This window comes from Bacillus paramycoides, from assembly GCF_001884235.1.
Lineage (GTDB): Bacteria > Bacillota > Bacilli > Bacillales > Bacillaceae_G > Bacillus_A > Bacillus_A paramycoides.
The window spans coordinates 22,014-38,389 of the sequence record NZ_MAOI01000025.1; the positions used below are offsets into that span (position 1 = coordinate 22,014).

General features: G+C 34.4%; 17 protein-coding genes. 4 read left to right on the forward strand and 13 right to left on the reverse strand.

Annotated elements, in window-relative coordinates:
- Positions 1-15: 15 nt before the first annotated feature.
- The 5 genes from BAU28_RS04265 to BAU28_RS30665 all read right to left on the reverse strand — a co-directional run bounded on the left by BAU28_RS04265 (position 16) and on the right by BAU28_RS30665 (position 5,231).
- The gene (locus BAU28_RS04265) at positions 16-948 is read right to left on the reverse strand and encodes an ABC transporter ATP-binding protein (protein ID WP_071717851.1); all 933 of its coding nucleotides are present in this window, start codon (positions 946-948) and stop codon (positions 16-18) included.
- A 139-nt stretch (positions 949-1,087) separates the two neighbouring features.
- Complete coding sequence (locus tag BAU28_RS04270) at positions 1,088-1,744, reverse strand: response regulator (protein WP_002175363.1); 657 nt, start codon at positions 1,742-1,744, stop codon at positions 1,088-1,090.
- Entirely contained in the window at positions 1,741-2,934 is a 1,194-nt protein-coding gene (locus BAU28_RS04275; RefSeq protein WP_071717852.1) for a sensor histidine kinase, read from the reverse strand. The genes BAU28_RS04270 and BAU28_RS04275 overlap by 4 nt, the downstream gene beginning before the upstream one ends.
- Positions 2,935-3,090: 156 nt before the next feature.
- A complete protein-coding gene (abc-f, locus tag BAU28_RS04280) occupies positions 3,091-5,022 on the reverse strand; it encodes a ribosomal protection-like ABC-F family protein (RefSeq protein ID WP_116500296.1) in 1,932 nt (643 codons plus the stop codon).
- Positions 5,023-5,096: 74 nt separating this feature from the next.
- On the reverse strand, positions 5,097-5,231 hold the full coding sequence (locus BAU28_RS30665; protein WP_002139888.1) for an RAxF-45 family protein: 135 nt from the start codon (positions 5,229-5,231) through the stop codon (positions 5,097-5,099).
- 419 nt (positions 5,232-5,650) lie between these two features.
- Here BAU28_RS30665 and BAU28_RS29675 point away from each other — a divergent pair, with 419 nt between their 5' ends.
- Together BAU28_RS29675 and BAU28_RS04290 are read left to right on the forward strand one after the other, a co-directional pair.
- Entirely contained in the window at positions 5,651-5,779 is a 129-nt protein-coding gene (locus tag BAU28_RS29675) for a hypothetical protein (RefSeq protein ID WP_002175366.1), read from the forward strand.
- A 135-nt stretch (positions 5,780-5,914) separates the two neighbouring features.
- Complete coding sequence (locus tag BAU28_RS04290; RefSeq protein ID WP_071717854.1) at positions 5,915-6,685, forward strand: DUF4931 domain-containing protein; 771 nt, start codon at positions 5,915-5,917, stop codon at positions 6,683-6,685.
- A 34-nt stretch (positions 6,686-6,719) separates the two neighbouring features.
- Here the strand turns inward: BAU28_RS04290 and BAU28_RS04295 are convergent, their stop codons facing one another.
- Entirely contained in the window at positions 6,720-7,253 is a 534-nt protein-coding gene (locus BAU28_RS04295) for a transglycosylase SLT domain-containing protein (protein ID WP_071717877.1), read from the reverse strand.
- Positions 7,254-7,499: 246 nt separating this feature from the next.
- Between BAU28_RS04295 and BAU28_RS04300 the strand changes: the two genes are divergently transcribed.
- Positions 7,500-9,149 (forward strand): DUF2334 domain-containing protein, encoded by a 1,650-nt coding sequence (locus BAU28_RS04300; protein WP_071717855.1) that lies wholly within the window; start codon positions 7,500-7,502, stop codon positions 9,147-9,149.
- 35 nt (positions 9,150-9,184) lie between these two features.
- Here BAU28_RS04300 and BAU28_RS04305 read toward each other — a convergent pair whose 3' ends face one another.
- The 6 genes from BAU28_RS04305 to BAU28_RS04335 all read right to left on the reverse strand — a co-directional run bounded on the left by BAU28_RS04305 (position 9,185) and on the right by BAU28_RS04335 (position 15,217).
- Positions 9,185-10,690: a DL-endopeptidase inhibitor IseA family protein gene (locus BAU28_RS04305; RefSeq protein WP_071717856.1), complete on the reverse strand. Its 1,506-nt coding sequence runs from the start codon at positions 10,688-10,690 to the stop codon at positions 9,185-9,187.
- 95 nt (positions 10,691-10,785) lie between these two features.
- Entirely contained in the window at positions 10,786-11,550 is a 765-nt protein-coding gene (locus tag BAU28_RS04310) for a TatD family hydrolase (protein WP_071717857.1), read from the reverse strand.
- A 745-nt stretch (positions 11,551-12,295) separates the two neighbouring features.
- Positions 12,296-12,652, reverse strand: a complete 357-nt coding sequence (locus tag BAU28_RS04320) for a YxeA family protein (protein ID WP_002175379.1) — start codon at positions 12,650-12,652, stop codon at positions 12,296-12,298.
- 141 nt (positions 12,653-12,793) lie between these two features.
- The gene (locus tag BAU28_RS04325) at positions 12,794-13,630 is read right to left on the reverse strand and encodes a YitT family protein (protein WP_002175380.1); all 837 of its coding nucleotides are present in this window, start codon (positions 13,628-13,630) and stop codon (positions 12,794-12,796) included.
- A gap of 117 nt (positions 13,631-13,747) precedes the next feature.
- Positions 13,748-14,077, reverse strand: a complete 330-nt coding sequence (locus tag BAU28_RS04330) for a PH domain-containing protein (RefSeq protein WP_071717858.1) — start codon at positions 14,075-14,077, stop codon at positions 13,748-13,750.
- Positions 14,078-14,239: 162 nt separating this feature from the next.
- The gene (locus tag BAU28_RS04335; protein ID WP_025151069.1) at positions 14,240-15,217 is read right to left on the reverse strand and encodes a LacI family DNA-binding transcriptional regulator; all 978 of its coding nucleotides are present in this window, start codon (positions 15,215-15,217) and stop codon (positions 14,240-14,242) included.
- 305 nt (positions 15,218-15,522) lie between these two features.
- Between BAU28_RS04335 and BAU28_RS29680 the strand changes: the two genes are divergently transcribed.
- Complete coding sequence (locus BAU28_RS29680) at positions 15,523-15,618, forward strand: DUF3948 family protein (protein WP_002124767.1); 96 nt, start codon at positions 15,523-15,525, stop codon at positions 15,616-15,618.
- A 77-nt stretch (positions 15,619-15,695) separates the two neighbouring features.
- Here the strand turns inward: BAU28_RS29680 and BAU28_RS04345 are convergent, their stop codons facing one another.
- A complete protein-coding gene (locus BAU28_RS04345; protein ID WP_002175384.1) occupies positions 15,696-16,295 on the reverse strand; it encodes a lysophospholipid acyltransferase family protein in 600 nt (199 codons plus the stop codon).
- Positions 16,296-16,376 lie beyond the last annotated feature (81 nt).

The following is a 16,376-nucleotide window of genomic DNA, read 5'->3' on the forward strand; positions in this document are numbered from 1 at the left end:
CTCGCACTAACCTCCTTAATCACGCAGTGAACGTCCTGTTAATTGTAAAAAGAGTACCTCTAAATTCGGTTCTTGCACTTCAAGTTTTAAAATTTGAGCGTTGTTCTCAACAACTACTGACACAACCGTGCCAATTGCCTCTCCACCGTTTAGTCCAATGTCAATCGTGCTATTATCTTCGTCAAAAATAATACGCTCAACAACAGGTAGTGCTTTCAACTTTTGTAGCAGTTCCGTACTATAGCGATTTAATCGCAATTTCACTATAAACCCATCTGTCAGACGATTGCATAACTCTCTTTTCGTTCCTAGTGCAATTACCTTTCCGTGATCAACGATGGCAATTCGCTCACATAAATACTCAACTTCTTCCATGTAATGACTCGTATAAATGACCGTCATACCTTTTTCATTTAATTTTTTAACCGTCTCTAAAATATGATTTCTCGATTGTGGATCAATTCCGACTGTCGGTTCATCCATAATTAATAACTCTGGTTCGTGCATAAGTGCTGCACCAATATTAATACGCCTTTTCATTCCACCTGAAAATGTTTCAATTTTATCTTTTCCCCGATCCTGTAAACCGACGTACGCTAACACTTCCTCTGCCCGCTCCTTTGCAGCTTTTCCATTTAAACCGTACATCTTTCCCCAAAAAATCAAATTTTCCTTTGCTGAAAGTGTCGGATACAGCGCAATGTCTTGCGGGACAATACCGATTTTCTTTTTTGCTTCTAATGGATACTCTTTTACAGATTTCCCACCAACTTTTATATCACCACTATCGTATGGAATTAACCCGCAAATCATTGATATCGTCGTTGACTTCCCCGCTCCATTTGGACCAAGCAATCCAAATGTTTCACCCTTTTTCACTTCAAAAGAAACACTCTTTACAACTTCCTTCTTGCCAAATGATTTCGTAATATGATCAATGACTAACATATTGATTCAGCCCCTTTGCATTCATCTACACTTTCATTGTAGAAAAATTTCTTCTTCTCTCCATCAGTCTTGAGATAGAAATACAAAATAAAAAAAGCAGCAAATTTTGCTGCTTTTTCACACTTATATATGCCAAAAGTCATGTGTATGTCGTAACACCATATCTTACTGCGTATATTGCTGCTTGTGTTCGATCTCTCAGTTCGAGCTTACTAATTAAATTAGAAACGTGATTTTTTACAGTTCCCTCTGTAATGAATAACTTTTCAGCAATCTCTTTATTATTTAAGCCAAGCCCAATTTCCCTTAAAACATCTACTTCACGCTCAGTTAATTGTTCTAGTTGTTCTGGTGGGGGGCACTCTACTGCTACTTTTGTCTTTTTTAATTCCTTTACAATTTGCGCTGTTATATCTTGAGGAAGCACAGCGCCTCCACCGTGTACCGTTAAAATAGCTTGAACGATTGCATCCGTCTCCATGTCCTTCAATAAATATCCGCTCGCTCCTTGCTCTAATGCTTCAAAAATAAGCTCACTATCACTAAAAGTCGTTAACATAAGAACCTTTATATGAGGAAACTTTTCTCTAACTAAACGAGTTCCTTCAACACCATTCATACGAGGCATCCGAATATCCATCAAAATAATTTCAGGCTGTAATTGTTTCACCTTTTGTACGACTTCATCCCCATCACTAGCCGTCCCCACCACTTCCAGTTCCGGACGTAAATTTAATATCATTGCCAATCCATCACGAATCAGTGATTGATCATCAACAATCATAATTCGAATCATAACGCTCCCCCTATTATCCATGTTTTTTCTCGGAGCGGGAATTCGATTTTTAGGCGAAAACCTTTTTCTATTTCACTCTCAAATTGAATGATTCCACCATGCTCCTCTACACGTTCTTTCATATTAAGTAACCCAAACCCAGGGCTTACTTCATTGACTCCCATACCATTATCCGAAATACATAACTTAACTTGTTCCACTGAACAAACTAAACTTACTTCACATAAACTAGCTTTCCCGTGACGTTTTGCATTCGTTAAAGACTCTTGCATAATACGAAGTAACGTAGGCTGTAGTGACAACGGAATCACAACCGGATCCCCTTGTAATTGAAAAGATACTTGTACTTTCGTCGCTTTAGAATATCCATGTAACATTTCACGCATATTCTCTATTATGTTCCCTAGTTTACTTTCCTCTTTTAAGGCATGCACAGAAGTTCTCACTTCTTGAAGTGATTTTCTAGCTAACCCATGACATGTATGTAAAACCTCTTCCGTAGCGTCCGATTTTTGTTTCCATAAAGCCTCCGCTAGTTGTAACTGAACAAGTAAAGCTGTCATATTATGACCAACTGTATCATGAATTTCTCGGGCAATATCATTCCGCTCCCGAACGGCAGTCAATTCTTCCACCTCTTTAGCATATAGCCGTAATTGTTCATGTGCTTCTTTTAAAGCTGTATGAGATAACGCTAATTTCCCATATTGCTCATCTACCATTTGCCGAGCAGCTGTAAGTTTTTTTATTAAGTTTCCAGCTAAAGCACTGAAAACGATGAACATAAAGTTAATTGCATTACTCTCCAATTCCAGACTCCCTGTATGTTGGTACGTATGCATTATATTTATAAACCAACAAAGAAAGAAAAAAGCGATAAAAAAATAAGTCGTACTTTTACGCCAATCATGAATAAATAATCCTATCGCATCAATTCCAAATATAATTAAATACAAACATGTCTCGGGAAATAAAAATCCTAATAACGCTGTGACAATACCGTTTGCGATCAAGGTATAAAAAACGAGTTTCCTACCCCCCTTTTCTTTTACAAGTAAAATATGATTCACAATATAAATGAAAAGTGCAATGCCGACAAAAATTTGTAAATTTGCTGTTTCACGTGAAACATGATTTGCGTAAACTAAACAAATCATGACGATTGTAGCAATCCGCGCGTATCCTAACATAAAATTCTCCTCACGTTTCCGTAGCATAAAGCTCATTTTCTTATCATCGCAATAAGAAAATTATACCAATTTTTATCTCTTCGTTATACAAAAAAAAAGAGCAAGCCCTCCCTCAAAATATGAGAAAACAACTTGCTCTTTTTCATTCTATTTTCTTTACTCCACAATATTCTCTAACTCATTATATAAATCTGCTCGTAACAACTCTTTTTTCGTTTTTTCTTCATACAATTGTTCAAGCATTTCAACATCAACTACATTTTCCATTTTACATTCAAGTGCATATATATCTTCTTCTATATGCATTAACTCGTTTTCAACTTTCTCTAAATTTCTAGACTCCTGCTCTTTTATAGGTATCATTTCTAACGCTTTACTCCCTTGCTGCTTCTGTTTCACTACTTGTTTCTCAATTCTTTCTTCCCACTTTTGACGAGCCCATGCATAATTCCCTGCAAACTCAAATAATTTGTGCTCATCAATCCAATATGTCTTTTCAAATAATTTATTTAAGAAATAACGATCATGTGAAACAGCTAAAATCGTCCCATTATATTGTTCAAGTGCTTCCTCTAAAACTTCCCTTGATTCAATATCAAGATGGTTTGTCGGCTCATCTAAAATTAAAAAATTGATGTCTTGATACATAAGTTGCGCGAGCCTTAACCTCATTTTTTCTCCACCACTAAGTTGCGTGACTTTCTTAAAAACAGTTGGACCATAAAATAAAAACCGAGCTAATATATGCCTTGCCTCTCCCTCTGTTACAGCTACACATTCTCTGAAAGCCTCCAGTACATTGTTCTTCATATTCCCATACGCATGCTGCGATAAATAACCGATTTTCACACTACTACCAATCCGAATTTCTCCAGCATCTTGCTGTATTTCTTCTAGTAGTAATTTTAATAACGTAGTCTTTCCTGTACCATTACGTCCAACGATAGCTGCGCGCTCCTGAAAACGAATATGCAAATTTACTTTCTCGAATAAAGCTCTGTCAGCAAATCCTTTACTAACTTCTTTCATTACAACGACATCTTTTCCGCTTCTCTCTTGCCCTTCAAACTGAAGTCCCATCTGTTTTCTTTCCAAAATGGGTCTCTTTAATTTCTCTATACGCTCTAATGCACGTTCCATATTTCTCGCTCTCTTATGCAATCCTTCATTCGGAGGATTCGCTTGATTTGCCCATTCACGTAGACGCTTAATTGCTTCTTTCATTTTCTTTATTTTCTTTTGCTGTTCTTGATAAGCTTGAAATTCCTGAAGCAACCTTTCTTCTTTTTCCTTAATAAATTGTGAATAGTTCGTATGATATACGTGAATTTCTCCATCTTCTAAATCTAAAATTTTCGTTACAACTTCATCAAGAAAATACCGATCATGCGAAATGACCATAACCGTCCCAACATATTCTTTTAAAAACTGCTCTAACCATTCAACTGCAAATAAATCTAGATGATTTGTTGGTTCATCTAATAAAAGTAAATCTGGTTTCTGCAATAGCATATACGCAAGACTTACCTTTGTCTGTTCACCACCACTTAATTCCGTAAATAATCGAGAGCATAGTTCCGCCACTTGTAAACCATTTGCTACCTTCATAATATTTGCTTCTATTTCGTAACCACCGAGAAATGCGAATCTTTCTTGAATTATTCCGTATCTCTCCATTAATTTTTCTAAAGCAAATGGTCCCAGCTCTTCCGCCATATTCTTTTCTAAAGCATGCATTTCCCTTTCTAATTCCTTTTCTGCTTTAAAAGCAGAACTTAATACATCATATACGGTTATTCCATCATCAAACTTTGGAATTTGTGCCACATGACCAATACGTGTTCCTTTCTTCATATGGATAGCTCCTACATCCACATTCTCCATCCCTGTTAGAAGCTGAAAGATCGTCGTCTTCCCACTTCCGTTACGACCAACTAAACCAACACGTTCACCATTCTTTATTTCAAGCGATATATTTTCAAATATGATGTTTCCACCAAAGGATTTCGTTATATTGTTCACGCTACAAATTGTCATTTTCCGTACTCCTTTCAATATAAAAAACCATGGGAAAGAAACGTTCCCCATGATTTTTGGCATAGAAAAAGGAAGCTAAATAGCTCCCTTTTCACACGTTTTATCAAAAATGGGTGAAGAGATTTCTATCGTTCAATAGCTACTATGCAATTGTTAAAAAAGGGCATACGTATCCCGTTAACAACTACATCATGAAAAATCGCACGACAAATATAGATATAATCTAAAAATTTTGCGCGCGTAGCTAAAGAACATTTCATCTCATTCACTCCTTTCGTACGGAATTTAATACTTACTTCTTTATTATACTTTCCCATTTCATGTTTGAATAGTCATTTTTCTGAAAATAATGAAGATAGACTAAACATTTCAATAAGTGACATCAAATCTTACAAAACTGTTATGTTCACGTAATGGAAAGCGATAGTACGAAAAGATGCCTCCCTATACAATAAAGATGTAAACAAGAGAGACAAATAAAGGAGGAAACAATCATAATGAAAGAAATCGTAAAAGCAATCTTTGAGGTATTAGTGAACGGACAAGCAGTTGTAAAAGAACTAAACGAACTATAAAAAGGAGTGAAGAGATATGATGAACATGGTAAAAATGATCTTGCATGCTTTAGTTGATGCGAAAGCAGTTAGCCAAGAATTAAATGAACAATAAAAAGGGGTATATGAATATGAAGAAAGCCATTATTGTAATCGCAAGTACAGCAATTGCTTTATACACAATGAAAAATAGAAAAAAGAAACAAAATGAAAATACTCTATATTATCCATACACATTATTAAAGAAAAAATAAAAGACAAGGTACCCTATTGTAATGAGGATATCTTGTCTTTTATTTTTTGCTCTGTTTCCTTTAAAGGATTTCCCCCTCCCTTTCCCGAATGTATTAGACGGCAGTTTTACACACATTTTAAAGGGGTATAGAGAAATGGATACACAACAACTTTATTTTTTGAATGATATCGGCAAACAAAAACCAGAAAGCATTCGTAACAGAAGCGCTGCTTGTCCTTTTTGCGACAGAGAAAATTTAACTGATATTTTAGCAACCGAGGGCTCTATTATTTGGTTAAAAAATAAATTCCCTACATTAAAAGATACATTTCAAACTGTGCTAATCGAAACCGATAATTGTGATGATCATATCGCAACATATACAGAAGAACATATGAAATCACTAATTCGTTTCTCCATTAAACATTGGTTAGACTTACAGGAAAGTAATGAATTCACATCCGTTATTTTATATAAAAATCACGGCCCATTTTCAGGCGGAAGTTTGCATCATGCACATATGCAAATCATCGGAATGAAATATGTAGACTATCTAGAAAACGTAGAAAAGGAAAATTTCCAAGGGGTAATTGTACAAAAAAACGAGCGCATTGAACTTAATATTTCAGAGCGTCCCATTATCGGTTTTACTGAATTTAACATCATCATTGAAGATATTTCATTTATAGATGAAATGGCAAATTACATTCAGCAAACTGTATGTTACATATTAACAGATTTCCATAAAGGGTGTAGTAGTTATAATTTATTCTTCTATCACCTGAATGGAAAAATCATTTGTAAAGTTGTTCCCAGGTTTGTAGTTTCACCATTGTATGTAGGATATAAAATACCGCAAGTTTCTACAAAACTTGAAAATGTGAAAATACAACTATCGCAGTATTTCACAAGACAAAAGGATTAAACTATTCAAAAAAAACAGAGTAGGTATAGAAAACCTACTCTTTTATTACGCCTTTATTTCGATAGTATACATCCTCTAATCCGACGTTATACTTCATATTGTTATCCGTCCACTCTGGTCCTAAATTCCCTGGCCATCCAGATGTATTCGCTATATATTTTAGTAATGCAAAATCAGTCAAACCTTTTTGCACCCCACGTTTGTACCCTTTCATTAAATGCGGCATTGCAATTTGTGCATTTGTACGTGGATCTTTCAACTCTTCATCTGTTAAATGATCTGGCGCAAGCCCACCACCGCGATGTAATTGAAACAACCCGAATGAAGTCCCGTTATCTCCAACGCTTCTTGGATTTAACCTACTTTCATGTTCGGCAATTGTAAGAGGTATCCATTCCGGGAGATTTACTTTCTTTGCTTCCTCTATAATGATCTGTTTCATCTGTTTTGCTTCTTCTGAATCAACATAGCTTGTCTCATTCATTAGCTTATCCATTCCTTCAGACTTACCTTGGAAATATAAATACACTCCAAGAACAACTAAAAATCCTACAAAGAATTTCTTCACTACCTCTACCTCTTTCTCCGCTGAAATTTGTCCCCTTTCAGCCTTCCCTTTACAATTACCACACTCTATCACTCTCTTACTCTTTAATCATAGCAAATAATTGTACATATTATCATCATGCTTTAGACCGATTTTGTGAAAAAACATATGATAAATACGTGCAAAAATGTAACTTACATAGACTACAATTATTTTTTTGTATATAATTGTAAATTGAATTACATATATAGAATAGGAGCATACAACATGAAAAAATGCCTAATATTCTTGTTCAGCATTTTACTACTCATCCCTATACACACCTCTGCACAAACGTCATCAAAACCAAAAGTACTTATTTTGTATAGTACAGAAGACGATAAAATTACAAATAATATACAAATCCTTAATACTCAGTTAGGACATTTTACAAATGATATAACAGTAAAAAGTTTGAAGGAAGTAAAGGAAGGTACCGAATCATCACCTTATACACATATTGTTTATATCGGAGAGAAAAAAGAAGATTTTTCTATTGCAGCAAAACAATTTCTAGAAAATTTCTCAGGTCCAGTATTAGTTTTAGGACAAAATGTTGAACAATTATCTAATCGTTTTTCTTTCATTACATTGAGAAATGATGATATACGAGTTAATAAAATTGAATATCCAGCACATAAGCTGAAAAACATATTAGAAGAAGAACGGTTAATTCAAACGCTTGATACAAATGGAACAGTTCTTGCTAATGCTTTCAGTTCAAATGGAACCCACCCATTAATCATTCAGCAAGGAACATCTTATTATGTTGCAACTCCAAACCTTTTTGATTGGATGTCCCATTACGTCGGTGAAATGTTATTTTCTTATTTCGGACAAAAACCTAAAACAAATAAAACTTCAGCTTATTTACGTCTTGAAGACGTTCATCCAGCTGCAGATGTAAAGCAATTAAAAGAAATCGCTGAATTACTAAAAGAGAAAAAGCTTCCTTATATGATTACTGTTATCCCTGTTTACAAAGATCCAGACACAGGAAAAACAGTACATTTAAATGATAACTCTGAATTAATTGATGTTTTACAATTTATGCAAGATAATGGTGGCTCTATCGTTATGCATGGTTACACCCATCAATTTTATGATAGTGAAACTGGAGAAGGTTTTGAATTTTGGGATGTAAAAACTGATCAACCAATTCGGCAACCGAACCATGAAAAGCCAAAAACAAAAGACGATTTTCAATCTACAGAGGACTATAATAAATACGTGGAAAACGGAAAAGCTTTTGAAGAAAAGTATATTAAAGAGCATATTGAAAAAGGGATTACAGAGCTTGTAGAAGCTAAATTGTATCCAGTTGCTTTTGAAGCTCCACACTATACAATGTCTCAAAAAGGATACGAGATACTTTCTCAATATTTCTCTACTTATGTGGGACAACTACAACTAAACGATACAACTTGGAAATCTATGCATTCACCAGCTTATACAAGTACACCATCATTTTTACATGGGATGAAATTAATGCCTGAAACGGTTGGATTTATTGAAGAAGGTAAGCCACAAGATATTGCCAAAATGAAAGAACGTGCTTTATCTATTACTAAACTATCCGATGGAATTATCGGCGCATTCTATCATCCTTACTTAGGCGTTCAACCATTAAAAGAAGTATTAAAGGAACTTGAAAGCATTCCAAACGTAGAGTGGATTAATTTACAAAAAGAAACGAATGAAGTAAAAATGAAGGATATTCATATTACTACTAATAAAGACGGTATTCACGTCGACAAGCCAACCACTACGGATGACGTAATTGATTATGTAAAAAAATATGGATTCTTCCTTATACTTGGGTTCATTATCATTGTCTTTCTATTGTTATTAAGACGTGCGAAAAAATTAGAATCCTAAAATAAAACCACCAAGCAAAATGCTTGGTGGTTTTTTTAGCTTAAACCAAAACGTGGCATGTTATTAATAACCCATTGATTATTTTCATAAATAAATTCAACTTCTACTTTTTCCGTTACATTATCATAGTCATTATACGTTTCTACCTGCGCTTTTATTTTTCCATCCTTTAGCTCGGCAGAAATAATTTTTGTAAATTTAGTTCCTGCTCTTGACCCTGGGTCTCCAATAACATAGTGCATTTTCCCATTTAATTCTTTAAGGTACTTACTCTTCATATACTCTGCTATAAATGGTTTTGAGAAGTACGTAGATAGCGTGGTCTCTAAAGTGTCCTTTGTATTATAAGCAGGATTCACTAATTCCCCGTACGAAAAATCCCCTACTCGTTTTGGGTTTCCTGTTAGTGCAGCCATTTGAATATTAGTAAGTTCCTTCTGTGCATTCCATACTTTCTGTAACATAACTTCATCTGCTAGCTTCTTATCTTGTACTTCATTTGATTTCTTTGTATCTAGATTTAAGATAGTTCCATTATCCGTATAAAGATACATATCTCCTGCTACAAAATATAAATAGGATTTAGTTGGTTCAACCGCTTTATTATAAATTACTTTTTCATTTCCACCATTAATTTTCTTCTTATACACCCCGTCCTTTTTTAAATAATAAAAAGTATCCCCTTTCACATTCATCTGCAAGGCATCCTTTACCAATAACTTTTCGTTATTTTGTTGAATGTCTATTTCATATATGCCATGCTCAGCTTGATTTGTTTCAAAAGGTAACGAAAAGTCAACAACAGCATATAATTTTTCATTATTATAAGTAGCGCTAGATATTGTTGCATAACCTTCTTTTGACCAAGTTTTATTATCTTTTGTTACTTGTGTTCCACGATTTTTATTCCAATGTAGAATACTATCGTCTATCGTCCTGGACCAACCAGAATTTTTAAATGCCGCTTCTTCTTCCTGTCCCGTTTTTAAATCCATTTTTACAATCCCTACAATATCAAAACCACCATGCTCTGAATATTTTTTCGGATAAAATAAAGTTTGGTCTTTTATATAAACATAATTTGTATCTGCTTTTAATGTATCTAGCTTTTTGCTAGGTATATCATACTTCATTAAAGAAGATAATCCCGCATTCTTCTCTTCATCCGTATGAATAAAATATAAAGATTTGTTTTTTATATTTATGTAAGAAGCATTTACACCTTTCACTACAAGCTCTGAAGTCTGAAATTGATCTTTTGTACGATAAATGCCTCCTGTATTTTTATCACCATTCACCGCATAATAAACCCATCCATCACTTTCTGCCATTTTCCCCTTGTTAGAGCTGTTTCCAACCGTATTCCCTTTTTTCTCATTTTCTTTCATCTGTTTTTCAACTTCTGGATTAATTTGTTCTTCCTTTTTTTCTTGTGCTACGTTTGTATTAGTCACTTTTTTTTCAGATTCACATCCAAACACTGCAAATGAAAGCGCCCCGGCCATAATCGTAATAGCTATTTTTTTATATACTTGCCCCATTTTCTCCCCTACTTCCCTCATCAAATTAAGCATATGATAAATTATAGAAAATATTAGAAAAAATATCCATAATAAAAAGGATAAGAGTGACTCTCCTATCCTTTCAGATAAAATTGAATTGTATTTTCATATATTGTTTCCGCAACCTTATCAACGGATATATTTTTTATGACACTGATTTCTTCTAGTACCTCTCGAATTATCCTTGGGTGCGTCATAACATCTTTTTGAAATTCCCACGGTCCATCTGTTTCTACCATCATATATTCAAGCGGATAATACGAAACGATTTTTCTAATTTTTTCCTTATGTAAAACATCCGGCGTGATAGAAATATAATAACCATTCCTCATCATCCGTTTCATTGTCGCTTCACTTCCTTTAAACCAATGGAAATGTGCACGTGAAACTTTATATTCTTCAAGTAAGTCACATACAATGTCAGCATCTTCATAAACTGCGTGTAATACAATCGGCAAATCATACTCACTAGCTAGTTCTATAAATCTTTTCAATACTGATATGTATGAATGTATAGTAATACCCGCATCTTCTTTCCTTAAATAATACGGTAGTCCCACTTCGCCAATCGCAACGATTTCCTCAACATGAGCTTCAATTAATTTAAATATACGCTCACATTCTTCTTTATGAATCGGTTGCTCCGGATGAAATCCTATCGCTGGGTGTATAAAGGGATATTTCTTTGCTAATGATAAAATTTCCTTACATGATTGATAATTCATAGATACTGCAACAAGCCCCTTTATCTCTTTACTATTCTCCACATCTTTAAGTAATCTGCTTTTCTCTTCATCTTTGTATTGATCAACATGTATATGACTATCAATCCATTTCATCTTTATGCCCCCATAAAAAAAACAAGAAAGGATCTCCCTTCTTGTTTTTCATCTATATTATTTAACAACTAAGTTTGTTATTATATCAAATAATCCAATACACACTACGGCAACAGTAAAGTAGCTACAGAAATCTTTAATTGGAAACTTCACTACTTCTTCTTTACGCATCCCTTTCTTCTCCCTTCTTACTATATCCCTAATTATTTTATCTATTTGTATCTATTATGCAAAAAATATGACAAAATTACTATCGAATTAACTTACGTAAACCTTACAATATTGTAAGGTTTAAAAAAAGGGCCTCATCTTAAGCTAAGATGAAGGCTATTCAAAGTTAGTTGGTTTTTCGTTCTTCATTAACATTACAAAACAGAAAGTAAAAAATTAAAACTTTATATTTACATTATATTTAGTTTACTAACATCTAACTATCGAATTACATTACAGGAGGCTTACATGTTTGTAAGATATGTGTAATGTAATTCGATAGTTCTTCTTACGTATATTTCGTAAAATAAAGTTAGAAAGCGAACCAAATAAGAAGAGCACTCACATAACCAAATTACATTGCTAGTAGCCTACTCTTCTTATATCTTTCACTTATGCTACTTCAGTGTGTCCCCTTCCCCTTTATATAAAAAATGCCCTAGTTTATATGAACTAGGGCATTTTTTTATGCACAACAAAATACCCCCACCTAGTATTTTACCTTTCGACAAAAAATAGATGGGGGTATATTTTGCTATCTCATCACCAAAAGTTTGCTCTTCGCATTTATTGGAATGCTTGCAGTCTCAATCTCTTCAATCGACTCACCATAGCGACCTTTTGCAAAAACTCTTAACGCCTCGTCTGTCTTTAACATATGTTTCACTGTTTTCTTTATTTTTTGTTCTCTTCCACGTTCATCAAATGCAATAAATTCATATTCATACCATTCATCACCAACGTGCTGACCAATCGTATTTACAATTGTATAGTACTCTTTCGTCGTATAAAGCGGATTATATTTATCAATAACTGGTCCAAGTTTCGTAGGTAATAACAATACCACTATCGCTATCATCGCTATTACAGTAGTAATCATTTTTTTCTTCATAATATTGATCTTCCTCCTCTGCAGGATACTTATACATCCATTCTAAAGAGCAGGAAATGAGTCTACCATTCAATCCCCTTACATTCCCCTTACATTTTTGTAAGAATAAAAAAAAGATGAACGAATTTTCTCGCTCATCTTCTAACTCGCTTTAAAGCCACCGCCAAGTACATCGCGTACATCGTGAATGACAACGAAGGCATCTTCATCGACTCGACTAATAACTTGCTTTAACTTAACAAGCTCTTGCTTATTAATAACAACATATAACACTTCTTTATTTTTACCAGTATATCCGCCGCGCCCCTCTAACACAGTAACACCGCGTGTCATGTTGTTCGTAATGGTCTCGCGAATTAAGTCTGGTTGATTCGAAATAATCGTAACAGCTGTTTTTGTATCCATACCTTCTACAATGAAATCAATCACTTTCGCTCCGATGAATACAGCAACAAGTGTATACATTGCCTTTTCTTGTCCTATTATAAATACAGAACCAGCAATTACAACGATATCAATAATAAGTACACCTTTCCCAACGCTCCAACCTAAATATTGGTTTGCTAACCGTGCTAAAATTGCTGATCCTCCTGATGTACCTCCAGCTTTGAACATACATCCTAATCCGATACCTACAAATACACCAGCAAATAAAGCCGCTAATAATGTATCACCATTCACTTGATACTGAATGTGCTCTGTAACATATAAAAACAAAGATGTTTCCACAATACCTATAATTGTGTAAACCATCGTTTTCTTATCAAAAAATTTATAACCTACAGCTAATAAAATTGCATTCAAACCAAAATTTACAATTCCTGGTGACCAATCAAATAAATAATAAGTAACAACCGTTAGACCGATGATTCCGCCTTCTGATAAACGGTTTGGAATTGCGAAGTAATTAATACCAATTGCAAATAGTAATGAACCGATTGTAATTAATGCGATTTCCTTCACACGTTGATTAACCATAGTTCATACCTCCCCCCATTTGACATTGTATCACTATCTCCTAGAGGTTTAGAAGTGGTTTTTATTACGCGTTTTTCCCCATAATGACCACGACATTATGTTTAAACAAGGGGGTGATTAATTATTCATATTTACTCTAACTGTACGAACAAATCGCTCCACGTTCCCCTTCTGAATATACTTAGCTCTAACCATTTCATGATTACAAGTAAATTCGAAACATGGACGGAAATCTATGTCATCTATATGCAAATACGAATACTCTTCAATTATTGCAGGATAGCACGAAAATTTCCCGTAAAAAAGGAGACGTCTAGTAGTGGCTGCGAAAATCCCATGTCGGTAGGCTAAAGTGAAATCATCCTTCTCAAATATCCCTACCACAAAAGCTAAAATCTTTTCGTCATCCTCTACATATTTTTTCATACTCGATAAAAGCTCATTCATGCATATTCCTCCAAATTCTATTCATTGTTTTAAACACTTGAAAAGAATCCATGGATTATTACAGACCGGTTTAACTCTTTTATAAAGTATGAAACGCGTTTCCTGTCAAAGGCATTTCAAAAAAATAATCCGTTATGCGATTATACACATAACGGATTCCAGCTAAACGGTTGAGCGTTCCACAAGTTCATACGGAATTTCCACCTTTTCTTGTTTAGAACTCTCGTCGCTCACTTGCCGATAAAACATTTCAAAAGCTGTTTTACCTATCTCCTTTAAATTTTGATCAATAGTTGTTAATTGTAGCACTTGTGAGATCGGCTGATTATCAAAGCCAATAATCGCTAAATCTTCAGGAACTTTTATACCTAACTTTTCAACTTCTGTCATGATTCCAATAGCAACTTCATCTCCTGCTACTATTAATGCTTCAGGGCGACTCTTCATCTCCTTTAACCTATGAGCCACTCTTACACCATCTTCCAATGTAAAGCATTCTGTAAAAATCCATTCTTCAATGACTTCCTCATCTATGGATTGCAATTGCTGTTTATAAACATCAAAACGCTTTTGACTACTCGGCCCTAACTTTCTTCCCGTGCAATAACCAATTTTTTTATAACTTTTCTCAATAAGATAATTCATTCCTAATTGAAAAGCTGCCGAATGATTTGTATATACACTTGAGATATTCGGAATATCATTATCTTCACAGGCAATAATTGTCCCATAAGAAGCATAGGGCTCGATCGTTTCCCAATCATTTGCACGCGAACAAATAATAAGACCATCTAATTGCTTTGTTTTCAACATATGTAAACTTTTCATTTCTTCTTTTTTGTTGTAATTCGTTTGGCAAAGAAGCACTCGATAATTGCGAGCCAATGCGACCTCCATCATTCCACCCACCATCGCATCAAAACATGGGTGATTAATATAAGGTAAAATCACACCAACAATATTCGTTTTCCCTTTTGATAAATGGACAGCATTTGCATTTTGTGAGTAATTCAATTTCTCAACTATTTCTAAAACAACTTTCCTTTTTTCTTCGCTTACATATGGATGATCATTTAACACCCTTGAAACAGTCGTAACTGAAACCCCAGCCATCTTTGCAATATCTTTAATATTAGCCATACACTCACCTCTACTTTTAACTTAATGAATCCCATGAACATATGTCAAATCTTCTAATCATTACACCTCCATTCGTTTTTCTTACAAAAGTGTAATTTTCCTGTAAGCTAATTCGATAGTGACTCTCCGTAATATTTCATACAATTAAGTCAGAAACAGGGCAACAACCATTTGAAAAGGAGCGGATCTATATGATGAACAAAATGAAAACGAACAATTTCTTAAATACAATGGGCATGATATTATCCACTCTTATCGATGCAAAATCTGTTGCTTCTACATTAAACAAGTAAGGAGAATTCACAATGAATAACATGACTTTTAACAAATTAGATTTTTTAGGACTAGCTAGCGGCTCGATTCTTCTTACTGCTTTCATTTACGCTGCTACGCTTATATAATTTTGTGTCCCCTTTCCCCTTTATATAAATAGTAATAGAAAAGACGACCGTCTATGCCCGGTCGTCTTTTCTTATTTTTAATTTGTCTGCAAAATTCCCTTTAGTTCTTCAAACTTTTCATTTAATTGATCTGTCATCATTTTCATAGCTGTTTTTCGATCCACTTGTTCTCCAGCATCGATTTGAATTGGGTCCCCAAAAACTAATCGCGCTTTTTTTCCTTTTATCAATTCTTTTACACTCGATGGACCAATATAAGCCGCTGGTACTAACGGGACGTTAGAACGCATTGCAATCGTAACAGCACCCGCTTTTAATGAAACGTCTTCTGATGACCTCGTCCCACTTGGAAAAATCCCTACTACTTTTCCTTCTTTTAATAAACGTGAGGGGATTTTTAGTGTACTTGGCCCTGGATTCGCACGATCTACGGGGAATGCATTTACATTTTTAAAAAACCAATTTTTGAATTTACCTTCAAACAATTCTTTTTTTGCCATGTAATGAATTTGGGTTGGATACATTCCTGCCGCTAACATTAGAACATCCATAAAACTTGTATGTGTGCAAGCAACAACGTAAGGGCCACCTTCCGGTAATTTCTCTCTCCCTTGTACTTCTACCTTCCCAGCCATTTTAAATATATATTTCAACGAAAATGTAATTGGTTTATACATTTGTTTCGTTCCTTTCTGAATATCCGAAGTATAATCATTTTCTTATAACGATTATAACACTAAGTTTTAGGAGTTGGTAAT

Coding starts and splice junctions, on each gene's coding strand:
- BAU28_RS04265 (WP_071717851.1), bottom strand. CDS start 948: ATGTTAGTCATTGATCATATTACGAAATCATTTGGCAAGAAGGAAGTT.
- BAU28_RS04270 (WP_002175363.1), bottom strand. CDS start 1,744: ATGATTCGAATTATGATTGTTGATGATCAATCACTGATTCGTGATGGA.
- BAU28_RS04275 (WP_071717852.1), bottom strand. CDS start 2,934: ATGTTAGGATACGCGCGGATTGCTACAATCGTCATGATTTGTTTAGTT.
- abc-f (WP_116500296.1), bottom strand. CDS start 5,022: ATGGGGAACGTTTCTTTCCCATGGTTTTTTATATTGAAAGGAGTACGG.
- BAU28_RS30665 (WP_002139888.1), bottom strand. CDS start 5,231: ATGAAATGTTCTTTAGCTACGCGCGCAAAATTTTTAGATTATATCTAT.
- BAU28_RS29675 (WP_002175366.1), top strand. CDS start 5,651: ATGAATATGAAGAAAGCCATTATTGTAATCGCAAGTACAGCAATTGCT.
- BAU28_RS04290 (WP_071717854.1), top strand. CDS start 5,915: ATGGATACACAACAACTTTATTTTTTGAATGATATCGGCAAACAAAAA.
- BAU28_RS04300 (WP_071717855.1), top strand. CDS start 7,500: ATGAAAAAATGCCTAATATTCTTGTTCAGCATTTTACTACTCATCCCT.
- BAU28_RS04305 (WP_071717856.1), bottom strand. CDS start 10,690: ATGGGGCAAGTATATAAAAAAATAGCTATTACGATTATGGCCGGGGCG.
- BAU28_RS04310 (WP_071717857.1), bottom strand. CDS start 11,550: ATGAAATGGATTGATAGTCATATACATGTTGATCAATACAAAGATGAA.
- BAU28_RS04320 (WP_002175379.1), bottom strand. CDS start 12,652: ATGAAGAAAAAAATGATTACTACTGTAATAGCGATGATAGCGATAGTG.
- BAU28_RS04325 (WP_002175380.1), bottom strand. CDS start 13,630: ATGGTTAATCAACGTGTGAAGGAAATCGCATTAATTACAATCGGTTCA.
- BAU28_RS04330 (WP_071717858.1), bottom strand. CDS start 14,077: ATGAATGAGCTTTTATCGAGTATGAAAAAATATGTAGAGGATGACGAA.
- BAU28_RS04335 (WP_025151069.1), bottom strand. CDS start 15,217: ATGGCTAATATTAAAGATATTGCAAAGATGGCTGGGGTTTCAGTTACG.
- BAU28_RS29680 (WP_002124767.1), top strand. CDS start 15,523: ATGAATAACATGACTTTTAACAAATTAGATTTTTTAGGACTAGCTAGC.
- BAU28_RS04345 (WP_002175384.1), bottom strand. CDS start 16,295: ATGTATAAACCAATTACATTTTCGTTGAAATATATATTTAAAATGGCT.